Origin of the sequence: Pseudodesulfovibrio portus, assembly GCF_026000375.1 — a bacterium.
Classification (GTDB): Bacteria; Desulfobacterota; Desulfovibrionia; order Desulfovibrionales; family Desulfovibrionaceae; genus Pseudodesulfovibrio; species Pseudodesulfovibrio portus.
In genome coordinates this window covers 2,298,695-2,325,000 of the sequence record NZ_AP026708.1, presented here as the reverse complement: position 1 = coordinate 2,325,000, position 26,306 = coordinate 2,298,695, and the positions used below count along the sequence as shown (strand labels likewise).

Here is a 26,306-nt window from a genome sequence, read left to right as displayed (position 1 = left end):
CGGCCCCCAGCAGCTGGTACACGAAATACCCGCACACGAAGAGCAGGATGAGCGGCAGCCGCTGCCACAGGTAGGCCGTGATGTCTCCCAATGATTCCATGGTGGCAATGGACCGTTTTCACGGGAGAATGTCAATGGCGGCCCACCCCGGGAATTGGTTGTGGCAGTCCGCCGCGCACTCTGGTATCATTTGCGACCAACACGGAGGAATCATTTAAGTGGCCGAATTCGTTCATCTTCACGTCCATACCGAATACAGCCTGCTGGACGGGGCGATCCGCATCAAGGACCTGCTCTCCCGGGCCAAGGACCTGGGCATGCCCGCCGTGGCCATCACGGACCACGGGTCCATGTACGGTGCCGTGACCTTCTACATGGCGGCCCTGGAAATGGGCATCAAGCCCATCATCGGCTGCGAGGTCTATGTGGCCCCCGGCGACGTGGACGAAGAGAACGCCCACCACAAGAAGGACCACGGCGGCGGCTACCACCTGGTGCTGCTGGCCAAGAACCAGCGCGGCTACAAGAACCTGATCAAGCTCGTTTCCTCCGGCTACCTGGACGGCTTCTACTACAAGCCGCGCGTCTGCAAGAACCTGCTCAAGAAATACTCCGAGGGGCTCATCGCCCTGTCCGCCTGCCTGGCCGGCGAGGTGCCGCGCAAGCTCATGAACGAGGGACTGGAAGCAGGCTGCGAAATGGCCCGGACCTACGAATCCATCTTTCCGGGCCGGTTCTACCTGGAGCTTCAGGACAACGGCATCGGCAAGCAGACGCGGCTCAACGAACTGCTCATCAAGTGCGCCGAAAAGACCGGGCTGCCCCTGGTGGCCACCAACGACTGCCACTACCTGACCGCCGAGGACTACGAGGCCCACGACACCCTGCTCTGCATCCAGACCCAGACCACGGTTGACGCGGAAAAGCGGTTCCGCATGGAGACGCAGGAGCTGTACTTCAAGACGCCCGAGGAGATGGAACAGGCCTTCGCCCACGTGCCCGAGGCCATCGCCAACACCCAGAAGATCGCCGAGCAGTGCAACCTCGAGATCGAGCTGGGCAACTACTATTTCCCTGAATACGAACTGTCCGAGGGCGTGTCCGACCTGAACGAGGAGTTCGAACGCCTCTGCCGCGCCGGGCTGAAGCGGCGTTTGGAGAAGATCACCTACACGGTGGACGAGAAGGTCTATTGGGACCGGCTCGACTACGAGCTGGGCGTGATCAGGGAAATGGGCTTCCCTGCCTACTTCCTCATCGTCCAGGACTTCATCAACTGGGCCAAGGACAACCGCATCCCGGTGGGCCCGGGCCGTGGCTCGGCAGCCGGTTCCATCGTGGCCTGGTCGCTCAAGATCACCAACCTCGACCCGCTCCCCTACGACCTGCTGTTCGAGCGCTTCCTCAACGTGGAGCGCGTGTCCATGCCTGATATCGACGTGGACTTCTGCGAACGCCGCCGGTTGGAGGTGGTCAAGTACTGCGCCGACAAGTACGGCAGCGACCGCGTGGCCCAGATCACCACCTTCGGCACCATGAAGACCAAGGCGGTCATCAAGGACGTGGGCCGGGCCCTGGGCATGACCTTCGGCGAGACCGACCGCATCGCCAAGCTCATCCCGGAAGACCCCGGCGTCATGGCCAAGCTGCTGGGCGTGGAAAAGGCCAAGATCACCGTGCCCAACGCGGTCAAGGCCGTGACCGAGCTGGACGACATGGTGGCCACCGACCCCAAGGTGGCCAAGCTCATCGACATTTCCACCCGGTTGGAGGGATTGTGCCGACACGCCTCCACCCACGCGGCGGGCGTGGTCATCTCCGACAAGCCCATGACCGAGTACCTTCCTCTCTACAAGGGGAAGAAGGGTGAAATCGTGACCCAGTTCGACATGAAGAAGGTCGAGAAGGTCGGCCTGATCAAGTTCGACTTCCTGGGTCTTCGCACCATGACGGTCATCGAGGACTGTTTGGACATCATCCGCGAACAGGGCAAGGAAGCGCCCGACCTGGACACCCTGCACCTCGACGACCCGGACACCTTCGCCATCTTCGCCAAGGGCGACACCGACGGCATCTTCCAGGTGGAGTCCTCGGGCATGCGCAAATACCTGCGCATGCTCCGCCCGGACTGCTTCGAGGACATCGTGGCCATGCTCGCCCTGTACCGGCCCGGCCCGCTGGGCATGATCGGTTCCCACGGCGTGTCCATGGTGGACGAGTTCATCATGCGCAAGCACGGGGACATCGAGGTCACCTACCCGCACCCGTCCCTGGAGGAGACCCTCAAGCCCACCTACGGCGTCATGGTCTACCAGGAACAGGTCATGGCCACGGCCATGGTCATCGGCAACTACTCGCTGGGCGAGGGCGATCTGCTGCGCCGCGCCATGGGAAAGAAGATCGCCGAGGAGATGGCCAAGCAACGGTCCCGCTTCCTGGAGGGGTCGCGGGAAAACGATATCCCGGACAAGGTCGCCAACGAAATCTTCGACACCATGGAAAAGTTCGCGGCATACGGCTTCAACAAGTCCCACTCCGCCGCATACGCGCTCATCTCCTACCACACCGCCTACCTCAAGGCCCACTTCCCGGTGGAGTTCATGGCCGCGCTCATGAGCTCGGAAATGAACAACACCGAAAAGATCATCATGTACATCAACGCCTGCCGGGACATGGAGATCACGGTCAAGCAGCCGGACATCAACGCGGGCATGGCGCGCTTCTCGGTGAAGGACGGGGACATCCTGTTCGCCATGGCCGCCATCAAGAACGTGGGCGAAGAGGCCATCAACGAGATCGTGGCGGAGCGCAAGGAAAACGGCCCGTTCACCAACATTTTCGACTTCTGCGAGCGCGTCAATCTCCGGCGCGTGACCAAGCGCGTGCTCGAATCCCTGATCAAGGCGGGCGCGCTGGACTGCTTCAACTGCTCCCGCGCGGCCCTGCTCCAAGACCTGGAAAAGGCCGTGGCCCTGGGCCAGAAAAAGGCCAAGGAAAAGGATTCCGGCATGCTCAACATGCTGGACATGCTCGGCGGCGGCGGACAGCCCGACGCGTCCACCCAGCCCACCTGCTCCCTGTGCGAGGAGTTCGAGGACCGCGAGAAGCTGGCCCTGGAGAAAGAGGTCCTCGGCTTCTTCCTGTCCGGCCACCCGCTCCTCGCCTACCGCCAGGACATGCAGCGGCTCAGGACCTCCACCCTGGACGACTGCAAGTCCATGCCCAACGGCACCGAGGTGCGCGTGGCCGTGATCATCCCGGACTACAAGCAGTTCATCACCCGCAAGGGCGACCCCATGGCCTTCTGCACCGCCGAAGACCTGACAACGTCCGGCGAGGTCACCATGCTGCCCAACGTCTACGCCGAGGCGCGCGAGCTGCTCGACGCGGACCGCCCGCTCATGATCCAGGGGAAGATCGACCAGCGCGACGACCAGCCCGGCCCCGAGGACGCGCCCAAGTCCGCCAAGATCCTGGCCGACAAGGTCCTGTTCCTGGCCGACGCGGTCCAGGGATCGGACCAGCCCGTGTCCCTGTGGATCGGCGAGAAACGGGCCGAGGACAACCACCTCAACGCCCTCAAGGCGATCCTGCAGCGCTATCCCGGCAACACCACCGTCAACCTGGGCATCATCACCCGCGAATCGGTCATCAACCTCAAGCTCGGAAACGGCTGGAAGGTCTACCCGGGCCGCGACTTCTGGAAGGACGTGGAGGCCTGGCAGAACGGCGACGCCGTGCGCTTCCGGGCCGAGCAGGAGTGACGCCTCGCGGGAGAACGGGTGCGGAAACAGGACGGACTTATACTCGGAACGCCCATCGACCATGATGGAAAAGGATCACAGGATGGACTCACTCAAGGAACTCGACGAGCGCCACCGCCGGTTCGTGGAAGAGCGCCACTGGCAGAAACACCAGTCGCCCAAGAACCTGGTCATGGCCCTGACCGGCGAGGTGGGCGAACTCAACGAGCTGTTCATGTGGCTCACGACCGAGGAGAGCTGGAAGCTCACGGGCGACAAGAAGCGGGCCGTGGCCGAGGAACTGGCCGACGTGCTCATCTACCTGACGCGCATCGCCGACGAGATGGACATCGATCTGGTTGCGGCTGCCCACGAAAAATGCGACCTGAACGAGCGCAAGTACCCGGTCGAGGCATTTCAGGGCAACGGCAAGCGCCCGCACGAATACAAGAACGAACAGGAATAGGCTGTCGTCGGGCTGCCCGGATGGAAACCGGACCGCAGCCGGGAGAAGGTATCATGGCAGGAAAGTGGAAGCTGACCATCACGCAGGACTTTTCATCCTCGCACCAGCTGCGCAACTACGGCGGCAAGTGCGAGAACATGCACGGCCACAACTTCGGAGTGGAGGTGGTGGTCGAGGGCGACAGGCTCGACAACAGGGTCGAGTACCTGGTGGACTTCAAGGAGATCAAGCGGCGCACCAAGGCGGTGCTGGAAAAGCTGGACCATAAACATCTAAACGACGTCCCGCCGTTCACCGACATCAACCCGTCGTCCGAGAACCTGGCCCGGTTCATCTACCAGGAACTGGCGGACGACATGCCCGAAAACGTACGCCTGGCCGAAGTGTCCGTGTCCGAGAAGGACTCGTCCAAGGCCACCTACTGGGAAGAATAGATGGCTGAGAAAAAAGAAGAGAAACGCGGCGAAATCAACGGCATGTCCTATGGGAAGATCATGACGAGCATGCTCATCCCCAAGGACTCGCGCACCAACCCCAAACGCATCCTGGGCGGCATCGCCTTCATCGCCTTTGTCTGCCTCTTCCTGTTCTCGGCGCTCTCCCGCAGCTGCAGACAGGAACAGCCGCAGGAGGAACAGCGTACCGGCCAGGCTCCGACCGTCACCGAGATTTGGCGGAGCTGATCCATGCGCGTCGTCATCCAGCGCGTCTCGGACGCCAAGGTTTCCGTGAACAACAAGGTCGTGGGTGAGATATCCACCGGGTTGCTGGTCCTGGCCGGGTTCGGCAAGACCGACGACACGGACTTTGCGGACTCGCCCAAGTGGCGCAAGATGCTGGACAAGATTTTCAACCTGCGCGTGTTCCCGGACGACGACGGCAAGCTCAACCTGTCGCTCATGGACATCAAGGGCGACCTGATGCTCATCTCCCAGTTCACGCTCTACGCGGATTGCAAGAAGGGCCGCCGCCCTTCCTTCACGGACGCCTGCCACCCCTACGTGGCCGAGTCCCTGTTCGACCACTTCGTGGAGGAGGCCGGAAAGCGCGCCCCCGGACAGCTGGCCACCGGCAGATTCGGGGCCGAGATGCACCTGGACTTCACCAACTGGGGCCCCGTGACCATCATCCTCGATTCGGACGAGCTGTAAGTCGTTGAACAGGCAAGCCGGTTACGATAGAGTCGCCCCATGACCCTCAAGTCCAAACTCATCCTCGCCCTCTCCCTGATCCTGGCCGCGACCTTCCTGTTCACCAGCCTGATCAACTACGAAGTCACTCGCCGGACCATCCGGGAAGAACTGCTCCACTCCTCCCTGCCCCTGACGGGCAAGAACATCTATTCCGAAATCCAGGGGGCTCTGATTCGCCCCATCATGGTGTCCACGTCCATGGCCAACGACGCCTTCCTCAAGGACTGGGTGCACGCCGGGGAAAACGACACCCGAATGATCAAGCGCTACCTTGCCGGGATCAGAGACAAATACGACTTCCTGACCACGTTCTTCGTGTCCGTTAACTCCGACAGGTATTACAACCAGGACGGCATCCTGAAGACCATCGGGGCCAGGGACCCGCGCGACGTCTGGTTCTTCGCCTTCACCCGCATGGGCAAGGAGTACGACCTCAACGTGGACCTGAGCGAGGGCGACAACGACACCCTGTCCATCTTCGTCAACTGCCGCGTGGAAGATGCAAACGGCCGCCTTCTCGGCGTGACCGGCTCCGGGGTCAACGTCGACCAGGTCGCGGCCCGGATCGAAAAAGTCCAGAAGCAGTATTCGCGGACCATCTACCTGGTGGATCAGGACGGGCTGGTCCAGGTGCACCCGGACAAATCGCGCATCAAGCGGTTCTCCATAGCCAAGGCCGGAGGCCTCCGCGACGTGGCCGAGGCCATCCTGAGCGAGCGGGACAAGGTCACCTCCCACGAGTACGACTGGGACGGCCAGCACCACCTGCTGTCCGCGCGCTACATCCCTGAACTGGAATGGTTCCTCATCGTGGACCAGGACGAGGCCGTGGCCCTGAAATCCGCCAAGCGCAACCTGATCCGCACCCTGGCCGTGGGCGGCGGCGTGTCCGCCCTGGTCATCCTGCTCTGCGTGGCCGTGATCAACCACTTCCAGACCCGGCTGGAGGACATGGCCCAGACCGATCCGCTCACCGGCACCGCCAACCGGCGCGCCCTGGAAGAACGCTTCGACCAGGCCGCGTACAAGGCGGACCGGTACGGCATCGCCTTCTCGACCATCATCATCGACCTCGACAAGTTCAAGGAAATCAACGACACCCACGGCCATATCCAGGGCGACGCCGTGCTGAAGAGGGTGGCCGACACCATCGCCGACACCATCAGGCCCTCCGACCTGCTGGCGCGCTGGGGCGGGGATGAATTCATCATCCTCATGGACGGCGAGCTTGACGATGCCCTGACCCTGGCCAAACGCATGCTTGAGGCCGTGTGCCAGTCTCCCGATGAACCGACCGTGTCGTTCTCCTACGGCCTTGCCGAATACGAAAAGGGCGACGACCTGGGGTCCATCACCATGCGGGCCGACAAGAACCTGTATCTGGCCAAGGGCCGGTGCTGATGCCGGACACCCTGTAGACAAACCCTTTCCCTGCCGATAGGTTGGGAGCAATGCAGAAATCCCAGGCCACTCCATCCCTCCAGGGGACGCCCCCGCGCATCCTGCTGCTGACCAGCCAGTATTTCCTCATCGGCGAACTGGAGGCCGCCTGCGCTCGCCTCGACGTGCCCCATCAGGTCATGAACCTGGAAACCAAGGAGATGACCCTCGACGACTTCGTGAACCGCATGACCACCGCCCTGACCGGGTTCAAGCCGGATTTCGTGCTCACGGTCAACCACCTTGGCGTGGACCACGAGGGCGTGCTGGCCTCCCTGCTCAAACAGCACAAGGTGCCGCTGGCCTCCTGGTTCGTGGACAACCCGCATCTCATCCTGGGCGCGTACGCCAACCTCTTCGACGCGCCCACCGCCCTGTTCACCTGGGACTCGGACACCGTGACCTCCCTCAAGGACATGGGCTTTGCCAACGTCTTCTACCTGCCCCTGGGGGCCGACCCGACCCGGTTCACGCCCCAGCGGAGCCAGCCGGTGGAAACATGGCGCGCACCCATCTCCTTCGTGGGCAACTCCATGCTCACCAAGACCATCAAGCGCATCGAGGCCGCCGGGCCTTCCCAGCGTCTGCTCCAGGCGGGCATGCTGGTGGCCAAGGCCTTCGGCGACTCGGGCGAGCCCATGGCCGGTGCCTTTCTGCGGCGGGAGTTCCCCGAGCTGGCAAGCGAATACGATGCCCTGCAGCCGCGCGGACGGCAGTTGGCCTTCGACACCTTCATCACCTGGCAGGCGACCATGCTCTACCGGCTGGACTGCGTGCTGCGCATCCTGGATTTCAACCCGCTCATCGTGGGCGACCCCGGCTGGATGGAACTGCTCAAGGACCGCACGGGCTGGCGCTACCACCCGGAGCTCTCCTATTACAGCGACCTGCCGGACTTCTATCCCCTGTCGGACATCAACTTCAACTGCACCAGCCAGCAGATGAAGGGCGCGGTCAACCAACGCGTGTTCGACGTGCCGTGCGCGGGCGCGTTCCTGCTCACCGACCACCGCCGCCAGATGGAGGAGCTGTTCGAGCCGGAGACCGAGATCGTCTGCTACACCCACCCGGACCAGATCCCGGCCCTGGTGGACCGCTACCTGAACGCCCCGGAAGAACGACGCCGCATCGCAGAAGCCGCCCGCAACCGCGTCCTGGCCGAGCACACCTACGACCACCGCATGACTTCGCTCATGGAGACCATGCGCCGGACCTTCGAGTAAGATGAGCAAAAAGCCCATACTCATATTACAGATGCAGCGGATGGGGGACCTCATCCTGACGTACCCGCTCATGCTCTGGCTGGCCCGGCGCTATCCCGGCCACCCGCTGTTCGTGGCCGCGGAGAAGTCCTTCTACCTGCCGCTGATGAAGATATCGCCGGAAGCGACCTATTTCCCCTATGACGGCGCACGCCATCTCAAGCAGCACGGCTACGAGCTGGTCATCAACCTGTCCATCCAGGAAAAGGCGGCCCTGCTCGCGGGCGAGGTCAAGGCCGAACACAGGGTCGGGCCGGTGCAGGCCGAAAACGGCACCCGGTTCGTGCACGGAGACTGGCAGCTCTACCGGACCTCCCTGGTCAGGAACAACCTGTACAACCGATTTCACTGGGCCGAGCTCAACGGGCTGGACGCCGCCCCCTTCCCGGACATGAAGGCGACCGTGTTCGCCCACCCGCGCACCCTGCCCGACTCCAACAAGATCGGCCTCTTCCTCGGGGCCAGCGACGAGGCCAAACGGCCGGACGCCCGATTCTGGGCATCCCTGTCCGACGAGCTGCACGGCCGCAACCTGCGCCCGGTGCTCTTCGGCGGCCCGGCGGAAAAGGACCTGGGCGCGGAAGTCGCCCGGCTGGCCAAGGGACCGGTCCTCAACCTGTGCGGCACCCTCGGCCTGGACGAATTCGGGGCCGTGGGCCAGACCATGGGGCTGTTCATCACCCCCGACACCGGCCCCATGCACCTGGCCGCCTGGACCGGGCTGAAATGCCTCAACCTGTCCATGGGCAACGTCAACCCGTGGGAGACCGGCCCGCTCAATCCCGGCCACTTCGTGCTGCGGGCGGACATGGACTGCGCCAAGGGATGCTGGACCTGCACCCGCGACCGGCTCCACTGCCACGACCCGTTCAAGCCGGGCCGCGTGGCCGCCCTGGCCCACCGGATGATGCAGGACAACACCCCCGACAGGCTCGCGGGCCTCGACCTGCCCGGCCTGGCCCTGTTCGGGACCGGAAAGTCCGGACTCGGCCTCTATCACCTGAAACGGCTCGACCGGAAGCCGCCGGACACGGAACGGCTCGCCGCCCGGTTCTGGCAGACATACTTCGGCCACCTGTTCGGCCTCTGGGACGACACCCGGCCCAGGGCGGCCTGGACCGATCTGGCCGCTCAAGCGGGCCGGGTCTCCGAAGACCTGCTCGCCCACCTGCCGGAGATGGGCCGCCAGTTCAAACACGGGCTCAAGTCCGGCGCGCTGCTCGACGAGTCCTTCTGGGCCGACAGCCCCCCCATTGCCCGACCGTTGACCGGCTACGCCCAGATGTATCTGCAAAACCATGATTACTCCCGACCGGCCTGGACCCACGCCCTCGGTCTCATGGAACGGCTGATGGCCTGCCAGCAGTAGGCCTACCCCGTGGCCGGAACACCCCGGCCGCCCTTCCCCTGTTCCGCTCCTCGCCCGGCACAATTCCCCCTCCCACGCTCCGTTTCCGCCGTGAGCAATCACCCGGACACGGTCAATTCTGCCTACCCCATGCGGATGCTTGCCCTTGTATTTGCAGGATTTTCACTTTGGCACAGCTTTTGATTGAAAGAGTGCCGAAGGAGAAAACCATGCAGAATATTCCCGGCATTGCCCTTGAAAAAGCCGAAGAACAGATCGCGGCGGTCAAGATTGCGCCCGCCAAGAAGCGCGACCAGCAGGAGCTGTTCGCCGACCTGTTCAATGAACACGCCGACATGGTCGAGAACGAACTCGCCCTCGCTCCCGTCTCCCACAACGAAAAAATGCTCGACGCCGTTCCCCACGCGGAAACGCGGGAAGAGCCCGTCAACGCCGCCGGGACCAAGGTCCCCGTGAAGGACAACAAGGAAAAGGACATCCGGGACAACGAAGCCCGCGTCACCGAGGACGATTTCGAGGAGCTCAAGGACGATCTCAAGGGATATGGCATGTCCGACGAGGAGATCGCCAGGCTCGAGGACAAGGTCAAGTCGGAAAAGGGCATGACCTGGGGCCAGATGGCCGCCGCCATCGCCCAGAAGATGGCCGCCACGCGCACCGCCGAGATGACCGACGATCAGAAGGTGGAGCTGAAGTCCTTCTTCTCCAAGTTCGGCTTCACTGAAAAGGAATCCGACAAGCTCATCGCGCAGCTTGAGAAGGGCAACTTCTCAAAGGTCATGAAGGAACTCCAGACCAAGGTCGACTCCATGCCGCAGGACAAGTCCCTGCTGCTCGAAAAGACGGAGATCGAAGCCTTCGCCGCCGCCCTGGCCTTTTCCAAGGAATTTACCGCCAAGATCAAGGAAATGCTGGGCAACAACGCCCTGCCCAAGGACATGAAAGAGGCCTTCACCCTGATCCGCCAGGAAATGGCCGACATGGACAAGAAGGACCAGGAACTCGCCCGCGCCGTGGGCAAGGTCTTTGCCAGGGCCATGGGCGACGAGTCCAAGGCCACCACCGCAGCCCGGCAGATCACCGAGGCCGTGGACCTGAAGCCCCGCGTGTCCGATGAACAGATCGAGACCGAGGCCAAGGAAGAGCTGGCCGAGGCCGTCAAGGTCCGCAAGGACGCCATGCCCGAAGCCTCGACCCGCAAGACCGCCACGGAATCCATGGCCAACAAGGTGGAGATCAAGCCCGAGGCCGATCCCAAGACCGCCACGGACAAGCAGGAAGACGATTCCGAAGAAAACTGGGACAACCTTTTCGGCAAGATGCGCGACGACAGCGGATCCACCGGCAAGGAGCAGGGCACGGCACAGACCCAGGCACAGGCGCAGACCGAAAGCTCCACCCTGAACGCCCTGACCAAAACCAACGCCGCAGAAATGGATTCCAAGGCCAAGGCCTGGGAAAAAGTTTCCGCCCCCAAGGTCATGAAACAGGTGGACAACGCCATATTCAAGACCCTGAACAACGGAACCAAGCAGCTCACCCTGCAGCTCACTCCCGAGAACCTGGGCAAGCTCTCCATCGTGCTTCAGGTCAGCGGCAAGGAAGTGGGGGCCACCATCCGCGCGGAGAACGCGGACGCGGCCAAGATCATTGCCGACAATATTGATATTCTTAAGAGTTCTTTAGAATCGCACGGGCTGAAAGTTGACAAGCTGGAGGTCCAGACCGGCCTGACCGGGAACCAGGACTACCAGGATTGGTTCGGTGAAAACGAGCACAACCTGGCTCGTGAACGGGAAGCCATGATCGCCATGCGCAACCACATGAAGCAGATGCGCGAGGGAAAAGGCGGCGTTCTGGCTCAGGACCTGCAACAGCTCCGTGACCAGGCAATACATGCCGATCACGGGTTACACATCATTGCTTAAGCGAGGTCTATCATGGGTTACACAGACACCACAGGCGTGCTGCTGGGACAACAGGAATCCCGGCTCGCAGCTTCCAACTCACCGACGGAACACGAAACGTCGCTGGACCAGGACGCGTTCCTGACCATTCTGGTGGCCCAGCTTACCCACCAGGACCCCCTCAATCCCATGGAAGACACTGAGATGACATCCCAGCTGGCCGAATTCTCGAGCCTCGAGCAGCTCACCAGCATCAACGACGGGATCGCCACCCTGGCCACTTCCATGCAGCAGACCGACATGCTCTCCGCCGTCAGCTTCATCGGCAAGGAAGTCAAGGCCGAGGGCTACAAGATCGCTCTCAACGAGGGCAACGCGTCCACCATCTACTACGGATTCGGCGAAACGGTCTCCGGCATCATGATGAACATTTACGATTCGGAAGGCGCCATCGTCCGCACCGTGGAGCTCGGCAGCAAGGAAGCCGGTTCCTACCAGTACGAATGGGACGGCAAGAATGACGCCGGACAATTGTTGCCGGACGGCCAGTACGGCGTCGGCATCCTCGGCGAGGACACGGAAGGCGGCTACGTCATGGTCCAGACCGAAATCTCGGGCGTCGTGGACGCCGTGGTCAACGACAGCGGCACCCAGTACCTGCGCCTCAAGGACGGCCGGTACCTGAACTTCCTCAATGTCAAGGAAATCGTGGATCCGGGCAGCGCAGCTGTCGTGGACCCCGAAGAAAGCGCCGAGGAAGAGCAGAGTTAAAGGAATTTCACTGCGGGTCAAACCGCAGATCTCTGGAGAAGAGTTTAGGAGGTTACAATGAGTTTAGGAGCATCGTTGTTTTCAGGCATCTCGGGCCTGACCGTCCATTCCGAAAGGATGACGGTTATCGGCAACAACCTCGCCAACGTCAACACCACGGGCTTCAAGGGTGCACGAATGCACTTCGAAGACCTGATGAGCGCCGATTTCGCCACGGTCAACGGCATCGGTCAGGTGGGACGCGGTGTGCGGGTGTCCACCATCTTTTCCGACTACGGGCAGGGGGCCTTCGAGTCCTCTACCGAAGCCACGGACCTGGCCATTTCCGGCGACGGATTCTTCGTGGTCTCGCCCAGAGGGGAAGACAACAAATACTATTCCCGGGCGGGCAACTTCCGGTTCGACTCGGACGGTTATCTGGTCGACCCGCACGGATACATCCTCCAGGGATGGGAGATCGAGCGCAGCGGCACCTCGGTGACCACCACCAGTTCGGAAACCGCAAGCGAAACGAACTCGGCCCGCATCATCGGCGTGCCCACGGACATCCGCATGGAGAATTTCCAGTCCGAGCCCAACCCGACAACCAGCGTGACCATCGTCACCAACCTGGACCCGTCTTCCGAGGACAGCTCCACCAGCACGACCAATCCATACTTCGCCATGTTCAACAACTGGGACGGGTCCGCAGACACGCCCCTGGCATCGACCCTGTACGGGTACTCCACCACCCTGAAGGTCTACGACGACATCGGCACGGCGCACAACCTGACCGTCTATTTCGACCAGGTCACCCTGTCCAATGCGGGCGGCGACACGGTCTGGGAATACATGGTCACCTGCGAGCCCAATGCCGACCGTCGCGTCCTGGATGGTCAGGACGGCAACACGACCCGCATCGGCGAAGGCCGCACCTCTGCGGCGGGCCTGCTCATGATGGGCACCCTGACCTTCACCACGGGCCAACTGTCCGGCATGTCCGCCTACACGCTCAAGAGTAACGGCGGCACCAACATCAAGGACCTGAACAACTGGGATCTGGCGGACTTCTCGACCGGCGGCTACCCGGTCTGCACCGCCAACTTCCTGGGCAAATCCAACGCCAGCACGGCAGAGTCCACCAACGCCACGCCGATCCAGATCGACTTCGGCATCAGGAACAAGGACCTGTCCAGCAACGGCGGCGGTGCCGTGAGCATCGGCTGGGCCGGTGGTCTGGGCACCCTGCCCACCAATGCGGCCATGGTCGGCAACGCCATCAACAACACCGGCTACCTTGCCAACTTCAAGGACCCGGCGGTCAGCGCCCTGGCGACCCAGAGCTATGACACCGGCGGTTCCTCCACCCTGTTCCAGTCCCAGGACGGCTATGCCGCAGGCATCCTGCAGAACGTATCCGTTTCCCGTGAAGGCGTGCTCAGCGGCCATTACTCCAATGGCCAGGTGCTGGAGCTGTACGCCGTCACCCTGGCGACCTTCACCAACAAGCACGGCCTGCGCCGTGAAGGCGGCAACCTCTTCTCCGAGACCCTGGAATCCGGACCGGCACTGACCGGCCAGGCAGGCTCCTCGGGCAAGGGCACCATAGACGGCAACTCCCTGGAGATGTCCAACGTGGACATGGCAACGGAATTCGTGCGCATGATCACCACCCAGCGCGGCTTCCAGGCCAACACCAAGGTCATCACAACCACGGACTCGATGCTCGGCGAAGTCATCGCCATGAAGCGTTAAGTCATATAAAAAGAGGTCTTAAGTAACCCATACTATAGACTCCTTCTCCAACCACCCCCCTGACTGACCCCCAGGGGGGAAATGAAGACCTCGCAGCCCCGCTGTCTGAAAAGACGGCGGGGCTGCATCGGTTGTGCAGCTGTGGATTGTGGCGCTTCGAGCAGCGAGCCTGAAAAAGCAAGGAAGACCGCTCTGACGGGGCGGCCAGTTGATTTTTTGGAAAAGAAAGGCACCTCCAGGTTTTCTGAAAGCCGGACGCGGGAGGAGGAGGAAAGACCCACATGAGGCAGGGAGACTTCCGCGCGCTCCGCGACATACAAAGCCCTTCATTCTTGCTGTGTGTTTCGCCTTTACGGCGACTTACTTTTGGGCCGGAGCGACCAAAAGTAAGCAAAAGTCGCTCTTCTTTGCTTCGCTTATCCGCCTCCAAACCGGCTGAGAATCTGATCCGAACAGCCCGCTCCCGGATCGCCATGTCTTCGCTGCGCTACGACGCGATCCGAAAAAGCCGCTTTCGCTGTTTGGTCAGCTTCTAGGCCTTGTTTGGTTTAAGGATATGCTCAATGTAATTAATCGGTGTCAGTTGGTTATTCATAGCCATGGTCGCTCCTGCGAGCATCATTTAATTATGGTTCATTCTATACAACATGCTTCCCGACAGAAAACCCATAAGCCAACTGGACTAAAATTCGTACACACTCCCCTTCCACCCGAAGACCTATGCCAGCCCTGTTCCGGAGGCTTAGAAACCGACCGCGAGGGGGCGGCGGCTCCTTAGCCGTTGCCAGCACATACCCCATTGGCGGTTGAATCTCACGGAGAGGCACAGTGTATCGCCCACCCCGGATGGGAGCCGTCCCATCACGGATCAGATTCTTGCCGCCAAACTCGGGCGGCCAAGTTCGTAACAGCGCTTTTTGGTTCCTTTTTGGGGCTGCCAAAAAGCAACCGCAGTCCGCGAAGGACTCGCCAAAGGCGAAATGCCTTTAACTCTTCTCTCTTCATCTCTCATAAATACCGCAAGGCCGCCCTCTTCAGGCTGCTGCTCGAAGCAAAATCTTCTCTATCCACGACAAACCCTTGACAGATAACGCTTGCAGGCCCTTTTAGGGGCGGAAAAAATGTCCTTTCTAGAGTTTCTTTAGATACTTATATTCTTAATATAACTTAATAAAATGAAGTTGGCATGCATGATGCTGTACATGTCGCAAATGGATTTGAGAATCGAACAAGGAGGGTTCTGATGTCTTTAGTCATTAACCACAACCTCATGGCGATGAACGCCCAGAGGAATCTGTCCGAGCATTATGGACGGCTCGGCGTTTCCACCCGGCGTTTGTCATCCGGTCTGCGAGTCGGCACGGCTGCCGACGATGCGGCCGGCCTGGCGATTCGCGAACTCATGCGTTCGGAAATCAGCTCCCTGCATCAGGGCATCCGAAACGCGTCCGACGCGATCTCGCTGATTCAGACGGCCGACGGCGCCCTGCAGGTGGTCGACGAAAAGCTCATTCGACTGAAAGAGCTGGCCATGCAGGCTTCCACGGGTACCTACAACTCCGATCAGCGCCTGATCATCGACTCCGAGTACCAGGCCATGTGTTCGGAAATCACCCGTATCGCCAACGCCACTGACTTCAACGGTATTTATCTTTTGAACGGCAACCTGTCCGGCGACCCGTCCGTGGACCACGACGGCACCGGCCTGCAGTCCACCGGCCCGCTGAAGATCCACTTCGGCACCAGCAACGACTCGTCGGAAGACTACTACTATGTTGCCATCCAGGGTTCGAGCGCCTCCGCTCTCGGCCTCGGACACGCCTCGGCGGTGAACGCCAACGGCGCCACCTGGGAAATCCAGCACGCCGGTCAGTCGGTCTCCACCCAGGCCCTGGCCCAGGCGGCGATGGACGCCATCAACCAGGCCATCATCTCCAAGGACAAGATCCGCGCCAACCTCGGTTCCATGCAGAACCGGCTGGAAAACACCATCACCAACCTGGAAATCCAGGCCGAGAACCTGCAGTCTGCGGAATCCCGCATCTCCGACGTCGACGTGGCGCAGGAAATGACGGAATTCGTCCGCAACCAGATTCTCACCCAGTCCGCTGTCGCCATGCTCGCCCAGGCCAACTCCCTGCCGAGAATGGCCATGCAGCTCATCGGCGGCTAGTCGTAAGACACGCCCCGCGACTGAAGACGATCGGAAGCCGGCCCCGTGGAGTATTCCACGGGGCCCGATTTCCGGTCGTTTTCGGGTTGTTGTTCCTGAGTCTTATTCGTCGCAGAGGTAGTCCAGCGCGATCTTGGCGGATTCCTGTTCCGCCCGCTTCACGCTGGTGCTGGTGCCGCGGAAGACCTCGCCCTCGGGCAGGGTCACGTCCACCTTGAATATCTTCTCGTGCTCCGGCCCGCTCGTCCCGGCCAGGACATAGATCGGCCTGTCCCGGAACCGCTCCTGGGCCACTTCCTGCAGCCGGCTCTTGTAGTCCTTGGCCTCGGGCAGCATGGTCTCCAGCGGCCAGAGGTCCTCGAAGATGGCCAGGATGGACCCCTTGGCTGCCTCGAACCCGCCGTCCAGGAACACGGCCCCCATGACCGCTTCGAAGGCGTCCGCCAGGAGCGCATCCCGTTCCCTTCCGCCCTGCAGCTCTTCGCCGCGCCCCAGCCGGATGTATCGATCCAGCTTCAGCGACCGGGCAATGGCGGCCAGGGACCGCTCCTTGACCAGCTGGGAACGGATGCGCGTGAGCTGCCCTTCTGCGGCAGAAGGAAACCGGCGGAATCCCTCTTCCGAGATGCACAACTCAAGCACGGCGTCCCCGAGGAACTCCAAACGCTCGTTGTCGTCAAACCCGTCCTGTTCGTTGGCGAACGAAGAATGGGTGAGCGCGGTCTCCAGGAACTTGACTTGCCCAAACCGATGGTGGATAGAAATCTGTAGTTCAGCGGAATCCATTCAACCCCCCTTTTTTATGTTATCAGACGTCAACCTGCGCTCGCTATTCAACCCGGAATCCATCGCTGTCGTGGGCGCCTCCCGCAGTGGTCACAAGCTGGGCAACGTCATTCTCTCCAATTTGGTCTCGGCAGGGTACAGGGGGAAATTAATGCCCGTCAATCCCGCAGGGGGAGAAATCCTCGGCCTGGCCGCCAGCCCGTCCGTCAGGGAGCTGCCCCATCCGCCGGACCTCGGCATCATCGTCCTGCCCCGCGAGCAGGTGCTCACCGCCATGGAAGAGCTGGCCGACGCCCACGTCAGCGCCATCTGCGTCATCACCGCAGGCTTCCGCGAGACCGGGCGCGACGGCTTCGAGCTGGAAATGGAGATGGCGGACCTTGCCCGGCGCAGGAACGTCACCCTGCTCGGCCCCAATTCCCTGGGGCTGGTCAACACGGCCATCGGCCTGAACGCCACCATCGCCCAGGCAAAGCCCTCCAGGGGGTCCATCGCATTTTTCTCCCAGTCCGGCGCTCTCTGCTCCGCCATCCTGGACTGGGCCGACGGAGAAGGCATCGGCTTTTCCAAGTTCGTCAGCCTGGGCAACAAGGCGGGCGTATCCGAAGCGGACGTCTTGGAATCCCTCGGCAACGACCCGGAGACCAAGGTCATCATCGGCTACCTGGAGTCAGTGGACGACGGCCAGAAGTTCCTGTCCAAGGCCCGGGCCGTGACCGAGAAGAAACCGGTCATCATGATCAAGGCGGGCACCACCCCGTCCGGCGCACGGGCCACGTCCAGCCACACCGGCTCCATGGCAGGCAGCGTGGTGGCCTCCACCGCCGCCTTCAAGCAGGCGGGCATCATCCAGGTGGAATCCCTGGAATCCCTTTTCGACCTGGCCCGCGCCTTTGCCGAGCAGCCCCTGCCCACCGGGCCCAACCTGACGGTGGTCACCAACTCCGGCGGTCCCGGCATCCTGGCTGCGGACGCCTGCGAAGATGCCGACCTCCACCTTGCCCGGCCGACCATGGAGACCCTGGAAGTCCTGAGCAAGGCCCTGCCGCCGTTCGCGGCCATCTACAACCCCATCGACATCATCGGCGACGCCGATGCGGACCGCTACCGGGTCACCCTCGAGGCCGTGGCCAAGGACGAGATGAGCAACGCCATCCTGGTCCTGCTCACGCCCACGGCGTCCGCCCAGATCAAGGAGACCGCCCAGGCCGTCATCGACATTGCCGCCGACTGCGACAAGCCCGTGTTCGCCAGTTTCATGGGCGACTCCCGCATCGGACCGGGCCGCGACATGCTGCTCGATGCGGGCATCCCCTGCTACGGCTACCCCGAGCCCGCCATCCGGGCCATCTCCGCCATGCTCGCCCACCACAGGTGGAAAAACCGCCCCTATCCGGTGGAAGTCTGTTTCCGCCGCGACCAGGGCCGGGCCTCGCGGGCCATCAAGCGCGCCAAGAGACTCGGGCTTTCCGAGCTGCCCTTCAACGAGGCCATGGAGATCGCCACGGCCTATGAACTGCCCGTGCCGGAAATCCGGCTGGTCCGGACCAGCGACCAGGCCGTGCGCGCCGCCAAGAAACTCGGCTACCCGGTGGCGCTCAAGATCGTGTCCCCCCATATTTCCAGTCGTTCCGACGTGGACGGCGTGGCCCTGAACCTGGCGACCCCGCGCGATGTGCGCGACGCCTGGCTCGACATCACCAGCCGCGCCCAGCGCAAACGGCCCGACGCCTACATTACGGGCTGCCTGGTCCAGACCATGGGCCCGGTCAAGGCGCGCGCCGTGGTGGTCCGGTTCACCCAGGACCCGCAGTTCGGCCCGCTGGTCTCGTTCTCCCTGGCGGGGCCCTCCGCAGAGGTGCTGGGCGACATCAGCTACCGGCTGGCCCCGCTGACCCTGCAGGACGTGCAGGACATCGTCCGCGAGATAAAGAGCTTCCCGCTCCTGCGCGGGGTGCGCGGCGAGGAGCCGGTCAACCTGGCGGCCATCGAGGACATCCTGCTGTCCATGTCGCAGATGGCCACGGACTTTCCGGAAATCCGGGAGATGGTCCTCGACCCGGTGCTGGTGGACAGCGAGGAAGCAATGGTTACCGACATCCGGCTGACTGTCGGATAAAATTTGGCGCTTGTACTTTTCAGGCGGTCTATTATAGGAATGAAGAATGGGCGTGCGCCCCATTCAGACTCAGGAGGAAACACGGCATGGCAGGTCTCTACATCGGATCGACAACGGGATACTCGGGCAAGAACATGATCGTCATGGGCCTGGGACTACGCCTGCAGAAGGACGGTTTCAACGTCGGCTACATGAAGCCGGTGGGCGCCATGCCCATGGAGATCGACGGCAAGCTCGGAGACGAGGACGCCGCATTCGTGCAGGACGTGCTCGGGGTCCAGGCCGATCCTGAAATGGTCACCCCCGTGGTGGTCACCCAGGATTTCAAGGTCAAGGCTTTCACCGGCAAGATGACGGGCCTGCTGGACAAGATCGCCGAAGGCTACGCGACCGTGTCCGAAGGCAAGGACGTGACCCTGGTGGCCGGCTCGGGCTCCATGTACTCGGGCAAGTACTGCGACACCGACGCCATCTCCGTGATCAAGAAGCTCGGCACCAAGACCATCATCATCGACCGCTTCCAGAAAGAGCTCAAATACGACTACCTCATGGTCATGAAGGAGATTCTGGGCGACCTGATGGTCGGGGTCATCCTGAACGACGTGCCGCCCAATTTCATGGACGAGATCGACCAGCTCCTGGGCCCGGCCCTGGAGGCCAAGGGCGTCAAGATTCTGGGCGTGATCCCGCGCGACCCGCTCATGGGCGCCATCAAGGTGGGCGACCTGGCCGACCGGCTGGGCGGCAAGATCATCTCCGCCCACGGCAAGGCCGAACGGGTGGTCGAGACCTTCCTCATCGGCACCATGCAGGTCGAGAACTTCATGACCCACTTCCGCAAGAAGAAGAACTCCGCCATCATCGTGGGCGGCGACCGGTCCGACGTGCAGCTGGTGGCGCTGGAAGGCGACTGCCCCTGCCTGATCCTGACCGGCAACCTCTACCCCAACGACATCATCCTGACCCGCTCCGAGGTCCTGGAAACGCCCATCATCATGGTCCGCGAAGACACCTTCACCGTGGCCAAGAAGATGGACGACATCCTGTCCCGCCACAAACTGCGCGACGCCATCAAGATCAAGCAGGGCGCCGAGCTGGTGTCCGACAACATCGACTTCGAATTCCTGAAAAAGGAACTCGGGCTCAAGTAGTCCGTTTCATCAATTCACATACAGGGTCCCGAGCGGGGCCCTTTTTTTTGCGAGGCTGGCAATGAAACCGAGATTGATGGTTCACGGCGGCACCGGCGCGACCCGGGCGCGGATCAAGCAGGGTTAGCCCCTTCTCCCCAGCCAGACACCGAAGCCGATCACGCTGCAGGCGATCAGCTGCATGGGGGTCATGGACTCCCCGAGCAGGAGCCAACCCGCGATGAGCGCCACCGGCGAAACCAGGTTGATGGCCATGGCCGCCTTGCCCGCTGGCATGAACGTCATGGCCATGTTGTACAGCCCGAACGCGCCCAGGGTGACGAACAGGCCCAGATACCCGACACCCAGCCAGGCGGCGACGGGAATGTCCGCCAGGGGCATGGAACCGCCCAGGAACACGCCGGGCAGGAAAAATATTGCCCCGGCCACGCACTGCATGCCGGTCAGCCACCACGTGGAATAGCGCACGCTCAACCGTTTCATGACCACCATGTAGATGGCCGCGCAGGTCAAGGCGGCCACCTCAAGCAGGTTTCCCAGGGCGGGGTTCGGTGCCGACTCGTCCGGCGCGCCGCCCAGGGACAGCCAGACCACCCCGCCGATGGAAGTGACCAGGCCCACGATGCCCATTATGGACATGGGCTCCTTGAGCACCACCCACGCCCCCACGGCCACCAGCAGCGGCACCAGCGCCGAGAGCATCCCGGCCTGGCTCGAGGTGGTCAGGCTCACCGCATACCCTTCGAACAGGAAATAGAGACACGGCTGCATCAGGCACAGGAAGCCCAGCACCTTCCAGTCTCCCTGTTTGTACCGGGGCGCGGGAATCCGCTTGCGGACGCACAGCACGACCAGCGAGGCCAAGGCCATGCGCAGCCACATCGCCGTCATGGGCGCAAATCCCGCAAGAGCCGATTTGGTCGCCATGAACGAGGTGCCCCAAAGGAACACCGCCCCGGCAAGGCAGAGGGGGGCCACGAATTCAGCATATCGCCGGGCAGGATTTCCTGCTGCGGAAACGTTCTCTTCCATGATTTTCTCCTGATCTGTTTCAGGAGACACTATGGAACACGGATTTGTTTATATTGTACGAAATTGCGGATTACGCCGAGGCGTCCCGATACTGCTTGGGGGTCGCGCCCGTGTACTTCTTGAAGATGCGGGAGAAGTGGCTCTGATCGCCGAACCCGGCCTCCACTGCGGCCTGACTTATGGCCATGCCCCCGGCCAGCAGCTTTTTCCCCAGGTCCACCCGCAGCTGGTTCTGGTAGGCGTGGGGCGGCAGGCCGACGGCCCCCTGGAAGACCCTGAGCAGGTGGTAGCGGGACAGGTGGGCCACTGCGGACAGCTCGTCCAGGCTGACCCGGCCGGTCAGGTTGGCGGCCAGGTGATCCTTGACCTTGCGCACCGCCGCCTCGTTTCCCGCCGGTTCCCCGGGGCCGCCCATTTCCGCATGCCGGGCGATGACGTCGGCCAGCCCCTGTACCAGCAGCGACTCCTTTTCCAACCGGTCCGCGCCGTCCATGATGGCCTCGTGCAGGGTGCGCCAGAGCGCCGCCAGCTCCGGGTCGTCGGCCACGGGGCGGGGAAAGGAAACCGCGTCCACGGGATGCCCGAAGACCTCCGTCGCCACCGAGGACAGCCAGTGCGGGTCCACGTAGAACATGCGGTAGGCCATGTCCGAATCGGAATCCGGGTTGCAGGCGTGGACCATGTGCGGCCCGATGAAGACCATCTGCCCGCCAACGGCGGCGTGCGGCTCGCCTTCCAACTGGAAGACGGTCCGGCCCGACTCCAGGAACCCGATGGAGTAGGCGGCATGCGCATGGTCTCGGAACGCCTCCTCGTTGTACGAGGAATAGCGCACCTCCACGCCCGGCAGGTCCGGGTCGCGCCAAAAGCGCACGTCAGTGTTGGCCGGTGTCTTGCCCATGGGACGAGTCATAGGAACGAACGGGCACGGGGTCAACAATTGCCTCGGCTTGACCTCTCATTTCTGCTACCTTTCGGGCATGGCAGACAAGACCGATCTCACCACGCGGCCCATACCGGAGGTCATCCGCCAGATCGCCGTTCCGGCATCGACCGGCTTCTTCTTCAACACCATGTTCAACGTGGTGGACACCTTGTGGGCGGCCCGCATCGACACCGAGGCTGCGGCCTCGCTGGCCCTGTCCCTGCCGGTCTATTTCATCATCACGGCCATGGCCGCAGGCATCGGCACCGGCTCCACGGCCCTGATGGGCGCGGCCCTCGGAGCCCGTGACCGCGACCAGGCCTCGCTCATCGCCGTGCAGATGCTCAGCTTCGGCATGGTCATCTCCGCGCTCCTGGCCTGGTTCGGCCTGACATACTCCCCGGTCATCTTCGGCTGGCTCGGGGCCGAGGGTCCCTACCTGGACACCTGCCTGAGCTACATGAACCCCATCTTCGCCTGCAACGCGGTGACGGTAGCCCTGTTCCTGTTCAACGCCGTGCTCCAATCCCTGGGCGACACCAAGAGCATGCGCAACGTGCTCATTTTTACGGCCACGCTCAACGTGGTCCTGGACCCATGGTTCATTTACGGCGGATTCGGCCTCCCGGCCATGGGCCTGCAGGGCGTGGCCTGGGCCACGATCATCCTGCAGTTCCTTGGCGCGCTCTACCTCCTGGCCAGGGCGCGGGCCACCGGCCTGATCAAGACCGACGCCGGGCGCAACCTCATCCCCCGCCCGACCATCTACACGGACATCGCCCGGCAGGGCTTCCCGGCGGCGCTCAACTCCATGACCATCGCGCTGGGCTTCTTCGTCATCTTCCGGTTCGTGTCCCGGTTCGGCCCCGAGGCGTCGGCGGCATACGGCATCGCCACCCGCATCGACCAGATCGTGCTCCTGCCCACCATCGGCCTGGGCACCGCAGCCCTGACCATCACGGCCCAGAACTTCGGCGCGAACAGGATCGACCGCATCCGCGAGGCCATGAGGAAGAACCTCCTGTACGGCGCGGCCATGCTCCTGCCCCTGTCCGTGCCCATCTTCCTGTTCGCCGAGCCCCTGATGCGCCTGTTCACCCCGGACCCGGCGGTCATCGCCATCGGCGCCGAATACCTGCGCATCGACGCCTTCACCCTGTACGGCTACGTCCTGATCTTCGTGCCCACCTCCACCCTCCAGGGCATGAAGCGCCCCCAGTTCGCCATCTGGCTCGGCCTCTCCCGCCAGGTCGCCGCCCCCTACCTCCTGTTCACCCTGTTCACCAAATACCTCGGCTACGGCACCCTCTCCCTCTGGCTCTCCATCCTCTTCATCGTCTGGACCTCCGCCGCCATAGCCCTCTGGTTCACCCGAAAAACCCTCAAGGCCCTCCAGGAATAACCCCCCTCAGCGCGGAAGCGAAGCGACCCCGCGCCTCCCCCTCTTCGCGCTCCCCCAGCGCGGAAGCGAAGCGGCCCCGCGCCTCCCACCGCTCTTCGTGCTCCCCCAGCGCGGAAGCGAAGCGGCCCCGCGCCTCCCACCGCTCTTCGTGCTCCCCCAGCGCGGAAGCGAAGCGGCCCCGCGCCACCCACCGCACACCGTGAGGCTTGGTAGAGTGGGTCAGATGTGGATTTTCCGAGTGCGCGGCTCCCGCAGCGTACTCCCTGTACGCGAGGACAGCCGCGTGCTCGGAAAATTCGCAGATGGCCCGCTATCCCAAGCCGCTATTGACACCAAGACCGCTTACGGCTAAGGTGTCCAACTCACGGAGAGGGCCAGTAGCTCAGTTGGCAGAGCCACCGGCTCATAACCGGTCGGTCCCAGGTTCGAATCCTGGCTGGCCCACCATCGCCCCCCTGCCGGGAGAGCCTATTTGAATCGAATTGATACTGGACAACAGTTCTACGCACATATCCTGAAATTTCCCGAAAAGGCCGAAGGCCGGGTTATAGAAGAGGAACGAGATGCTCCCGAGGGGGAAACCCTACGGGAGCATCCTCTTTATGGTAGGTGGTCATAAGTATATGAAAATACAGAATATTTTGACGATTTTCAGAAAGTTGGCCCCGGAGGAGAATCAGAGTTCCTGGGACAATTCCGGCGTCCAGATCGCGGGCGCGGCCCAAGATGCGGACAAGGTCGCCGTGACCCTGGAACCGACTCCCGAGGCTGTGGCCCGGTGCCTTGAATGGGGCGCGCAGGCGGTCATCACCCACCACCCGCTGTACATGGAGCCCAAGGCTCCGGACGCGGAGGGGATGTACCTGGACGTGCTGCGCCGGGTCATGGGCGCGGGCGCGTGGCTGTACAGCGCGCACACGTCGCTGGACACGCGGCCCGGCGGCCCGGCCTTCTGGCTGGGGCAGGAGTTGGGACTCGAGAACGGGCGGCTGCTGGAAGTCGAGACCGGGCGCGCGCCGGTGGAGGCCTCCTTCTACACCGAGGAATCCATCACCCGCGAGGCCGCCGACATCTGGGCCAATCACGACGGCGTGCACTCGGTGTCCCAGAGCCGCACCGGCGAGGTCCGGCTGGTCTGCGACGAGCCGCACTGGAACGAGGTGGCGGACAGGATCGAATTTTCCCTGGGCAAACGCCCGCTGTTCTACCTGCGTTCCCTGACCGCGCCCAGGAGCGAGGTCGGGTTCGGCGAGGCGGGCGACCTGCCGCAGCCCATGGGCTGGGACGAGTTCCTGGCCCGGGTGGACGGCCTCGTGAAGCGGGACGCGCTGCTCATCTCCGGCCCGCAACCGGAAACGGTCAGCCGCGTGGCCTACTGCGGCGGGTCCGGATCGTCGCTTATCGACAAGGCGGCGGCAGCCGGAGCGGACGTGTTCATCACCGGGGACATGAAATACCACCCGGCCGTGGAGACCCCGGTCTGCGTCATCGACGCCGGGCATTTTTCGCTGGAAGAGGAAATGATGCGCCGCTTCGGCGCGGAGCTGGACCGCGAGCTGGACGGTGTGGAAGTCCGGTTCTTCGAAGGCGTGGACCCGTTCAGGGTGTACGCCCGGAAAAAATAACCAAGCGTAATTTTTACGTAGTTAATAGTAGCGAGGTAACAATGTATCAGAAACAGATTGAACAGTTGATCGTGCTCCAGGAAGTGGACGACGAGATTCTCACTCTGCGTTCAGAGGTGGAACAGGCTCCCCAGGAGCTGGCCGACCTTGAGGCGCAGATGGATGAATTCCGGGAGCGCCGCAGCCGCATCGATGAGAAGATGGACATTCTCAAGGAACAGCAGAAGAAGCTGACCAACGAGATCGAGGAAGACGCGGGCAAGATCAAGAAGTCCAAGAACAAATTGATGCTGGTGGGCAACACCAAGGAATACCACGCCATGATGCGCGAAATGGATTCCCTGGAAAAGCTCAACCGCATGCGCGACGACGAGCAGACTGCGGTCAGGGAAGAACTGACCCGCCAGACCGACGCCACCTCCTCCCTGACCGAGGAGATGAGCGACGTGCAGGAGCAGTACGGCGCGCTCAAGACCACCCTGGACGAACGGCTGGAAAAGGCTTCCAAGAAGCTGGATTCCCTGGGCCGCAAGCGCAAGAAGGCGTGCAAGGCCGTCCCGCCGCCGATCCTGGGCCGCTACGAGTTCATCCGCGAGCGCATGGAGAACCCGGTCATCGTGCCGGTTTCCCACGGCGTGTGTTCGGGCTGCAACATCATGATTCCGCCGCAGTCCTACAACGACCTGCAGCGGGGCCAGCAGATCCTGAGCTGCCCCAACTGCCAGCGCCTCATCTACTGGAAGGCCCACGTGGAGCCCGAGGCTGCGGAATAAAGCTGGGATACAGACGACATCAAGTTCGGAGTCGGACAGGTCATCGCCGCGATCTTTGATCGGGGAGGAAAGTCCGGGCTTCACAGGGCAGGACGCTGGGTAACGCCCAGGGGGAGCGATCCCCGTCAAGTGCAACAGAAAGCAGACCGCCTCCGGGGTTTCCCGGCGGTAAGGGTGAAACGGTGGGGTAAGAGCCCACCGGCTGTCATGGCGACGTGGCAGGCCAGGTGAACTCCGTCCGAAGCAAGACCGAATAGGACAGCGCTTGAGATCGGCCCGATCGAAGCTGTCGGGTAGGTTGCTCGAGCCGGTCGGCAACGATCGGCCTAGATGAATGATGACCGCCCCGCAAGGGGAACAGGACCCGGCTTATGACCGGCTCCGACTTGACTATACCGTCCGGGGGAGGCGTCCCCTTTCCCGGACGGCCAATTT

General features: G+C 62.5%; 21 protein-coding genes, 1 tRNA gene and 1 other RNA gene (1 of these 23 cut by a window edge). 19 read left to right on the top strand and 4 right to left on the bottom strand.

Going from position 1 to position 26,306, the window contains the following annotated elements:
• Positions 1 to 100, bottom strand: the beginning of a protein-coding gene (locus OO730_RS11215; RefSeq protein ID WP_264981557.1) for an SLC13 family permease. The gene continues 1,151 nt to the left of window position 1, outside the view; the window shows 100 of its 1,251 coding nt (coding positions 1-100); its start codon is at positions 98 to 100; its stop codon lies beyond the left edge, outside the window.
• 118 nt (positions 101 to 218) lie between these two features.
• On the opposite strand from OO730_RS11215, the gene dnaE reads away from it, so the two are divergent.
• From dnaE to OO730_RS11155, 12 genes are all read left to right on the top strand, one after another.
• Positions 219 to 3,764 (top strand): DNA polymerase III subunit alpha, encoded by a 3,546-nt coding sequence (gene dnaE, locus OO730_RS11210; RefSeq protein WP_264981556.1) that lies wholly within the window; start codon positions 219 to 221, stop codon positions 3,762 to 3,764.
• Positions 3,765 to 3,846: 82 nt separating this feature from the next.
• The gene (locus OO730_RS11205; protein WP_264981555.1) at positions 3,847 to 4,209 is read left to right on the top strand and encodes a nucleotide pyrophosphohydrolase; all 363 of its coding nucleotides are present in this window, start codon (positions 3,847 to 3,849) and stop codon (positions 4,207 to 4,209) included.
• A 53-nt stretch (positions 4,210 to 4,262) separates the two neighbouring features.
• Positions 4,263 to 4,643, top strand: coding sequence for a 6-carboxytetrahydropterin synthase QueD (gene queD, locus OO730_RS11200; protein WP_264981554.1), 381 nt, complete (start codon positions 4,263 to 4,265; stop codon positions 4,641 to 4,643).
• Entirely contained in the window at positions 4,644 to 4,892 is a 249-nt protein-coding gene (locus OO730_RS11195) for a hypothetical protein (protein ID WP_264981553.1), read from the top strand.
• Positions 4,893 to 4,895: 3 nt separating this feature from the next.
• Positions 4,896 to 5,360, top strand: coding sequence for a D-aminoacyl-tRNA deacylase (gene dtd / locus OO730_RS11190; protein ID WP_264981552.1), 465 nt, complete (start codon positions 4,896 to 4,898; stop codon positions 5,358 to 5,360).
• Between the two features lie 39 nt (positions 5,361 to 5,399).
• The gene (locus tag OO730_RS11185; protein ID WP_264981551.1) at positions 5,400 to 6,803 is read left to right on the top strand and encodes a sensor domain-containing diguanylate cyclase; all 1,404 of its coding nucleotides are present in this window, start codon (positions 5,400 to 5,402) and stop codon (positions 6,801 to 6,803) included.
• 50 nt (positions 6,804 to 6,853) lie between these two features.
• Positions 6,854 to 8,065 carry a CgeB family protein gene (locus tag OO730_RS11180; protein ID WP_264981550.1) on the top strand — a complete coding sequence of 404 codons (1,212 nt, stop codon included), beginning with the start codon at positions 6,854 to 6,856 and terminating at the stop codon, positions 8,063 to 8,065.
• Between the two features lies 1 nt (position 8,066).
• On the top strand, positions 8,067 to 9,473 hold the full coding sequence (locus tag OO730_RS11175) for a glycosyltransferase family 9 protein (protein ID WP_264981549.1): 1,407 nt from the start codon (positions 8,067 to 8,069) through the stop codon (positions 9,471 to 9,473).
• 209 nt (positions 9,474 to 9,682) lie between these two features.
• The gene (locus tag OO730_RS11170; protein WP_264981548.1) at positions 9,683 to 11,401 is read left to right on the top strand and encodes a flagellar hook-length control protein FliK; all 1,719 of its coding nucleotides are present in this window, start codon (positions 9,683 to 9,685) and stop codon (positions 11,399 to 11,401) included.
• 12 nt (positions 11,402 to 11,413) lie between these two features.
• Positions 11,414 to 12,151, top strand: coding sequence for a flagellar hook assembly protein FlgD (locus OO730_RS11165; RefSeq protein WP_264981547.1), 738 nt, complete (start codon positions 11,414 to 11,416; stop codon positions 12,149 to 12,151).
• A gap of 57 nt (positions 12,152 to 12,208) precedes the next feature.
• The gene (locus tag OO730_RS11160) at positions 12,209 to 13,885 is read left to right on the top strand and encodes a flagellar hook protein FlgE (RefSeq protein WP_264981546.1); all 1,677 of its coding nucleotides are present in this window, start codon (positions 12,209 to 12,211) and stop codon (positions 13,883 to 13,885) included.
• A 1,243-nt stretch (positions 13,886 to 15,128) separates the two neighbouring features.
• Positions 15,129 to 16,058 (top strand): flagellin, encoded by a 930-nt coding sequence (locus OO730_RS11155; protein ID WP_264981545.1) that lies wholly within the window; start codon positions 15,129 to 15,131, stop codon positions 16,056 to 16,058.
• A 102-nt stretch (positions 16,059 to 16,160) separates the two neighbouring features.
• On the opposite strand, the gene rnc is transcribed toward OO730_RS11155, so the two are convergent.
• The gene (rnc, locus tag OO730_RS11150) at positions 16,161 to 16,844 is read right to left on the bottom strand and encodes a ribonuclease III (protein WP_264981544.1); all 684 of its coding nucleotides are present in this window, start codon (positions 16,842 to 16,844) and stop codon (positions 16,161 to 16,163) included.
• Positions 16,845 to 16,860: 16 nt separating this feature from the next.
• On the opposite strand from rnc, the gene OO730_RS11145 reads away from it, so the two are divergent.
• Complete coding sequence (locus tag OO730_RS11145) at positions 16,861 to 18,963, top strand: acetate--CoA ligase family protein (RefSeq protein ID WP_264981543.1); 2,103 nt, start codon at positions 16,861 to 16,863, stop codon at positions 18,961 to 18,963.
• An 86-nt stretch (positions 18,964 to 19,049) separates the two neighbouring features.
• Entirely contained in the window at positions 19,050 to 20,114 is a 1,065-nt protein-coding gene (locus OO730_RS11140) for a phosphotransacetylase family protein (RefSeq protein ID WP_264981542.1), read from the top strand.
• 123 nt (positions 20,115 to 20,237) lie between these two features.
• Here the strand turns inward: OO730_RS11140 and OO730_RS11135 are convergent, their stop codons facing one another.
• Together OO730_RS11135 and OO730_RS11130 are read right to left on the bottom strand one after the other, a co-directional pair.
• Positions 20,238 to 21,146: a DMT family transporter gene (locus OO730_RS11135; RefSeq protein WP_264981541.1), complete on the bottom strand. Its 909-nt coding sequence runs from the start codon at positions 21,144 to 21,146 to the stop codon at positions 20,238 to 20,240.
• A 70-nt stretch (positions 21,147 to 21,216) separates the two neighbouring features.
• On the bottom strand, positions 21,217 to 22,047 hold the full coding sequence (locus tag OO730_RS11130; protein WP_264981540.1) for a helix-turn-helix domain-containing protein: 831 nt from the start codon (positions 22,045 to 22,047) through the stop codon (positions 21,217 to 21,219).
• Here OO730_RS11130 and OO730_RS11125 point away from each other — a divergent pair.
• The 5 genes from OO730_RS11125 (at position 22,046) to rnpB (ending at position 26,258) form a co-directional block, all read left to right on the top strand.
• The gene (locus OO730_RS11125; protein WP_264981539.1) at positions 22,046 to 23,473 is read left to right on the top strand and encodes an MATE family efflux transporter; all 1,428 of its coding nucleotides are present in this window, start codon (positions 22,046 to 22,048) and stop codon (positions 23,471 to 23,473) included. The two genes, OO730_RS11130 and OO730_RS11125, sit on opposite strands and share 2 nt — an antisense overlap.
• 371 nt (positions 23,474 to 23,844) lie before the next feature.
• Positions 23,845 to 23,920: transfer RNA gene (locus OO730_RS11120), tRNA-Ile, on the top strand.
• Positions 23,921 to 24,096: 176 nt separating this feature from the next.
• Positions 24,097 to 25,098 carry a Nif3-like dinuclear metal center hexameric protein gene (locus tag OO730_RS11115; protein ID WP_264981538.1) on the top strand — a complete coding sequence of 334 codons (1,002 nt, stop codon included), beginning with the start codon at positions 24,097 to 24,099 and terminating at the stop codon, positions 25,096 to 25,098.
• Positions 25,099 to 25,139: 41 nt separating this feature from the next.
• Positions 25,140 to 25,871, top strand: a complete 732-nt coding sequence (locus tag OO730_RS11110) for a zinc ribbon domain-containing protein (protein WP_264981537.1) — start codon at positions 25,140 to 25,142, stop codon at positions 25,869 to 25,871.
• A gap of 27 nt (positions 25,872 to 25,898) precedes the next feature.
• An RNA gene (gene rnpB / locus OO730_RS11105) (RNase P RNA component class A) lies at positions 25,899 to 26,258 on the top strand.
• The last annotated feature ends 48 nt before the right edge of the window (positions 26,259 to 26,306 follow it).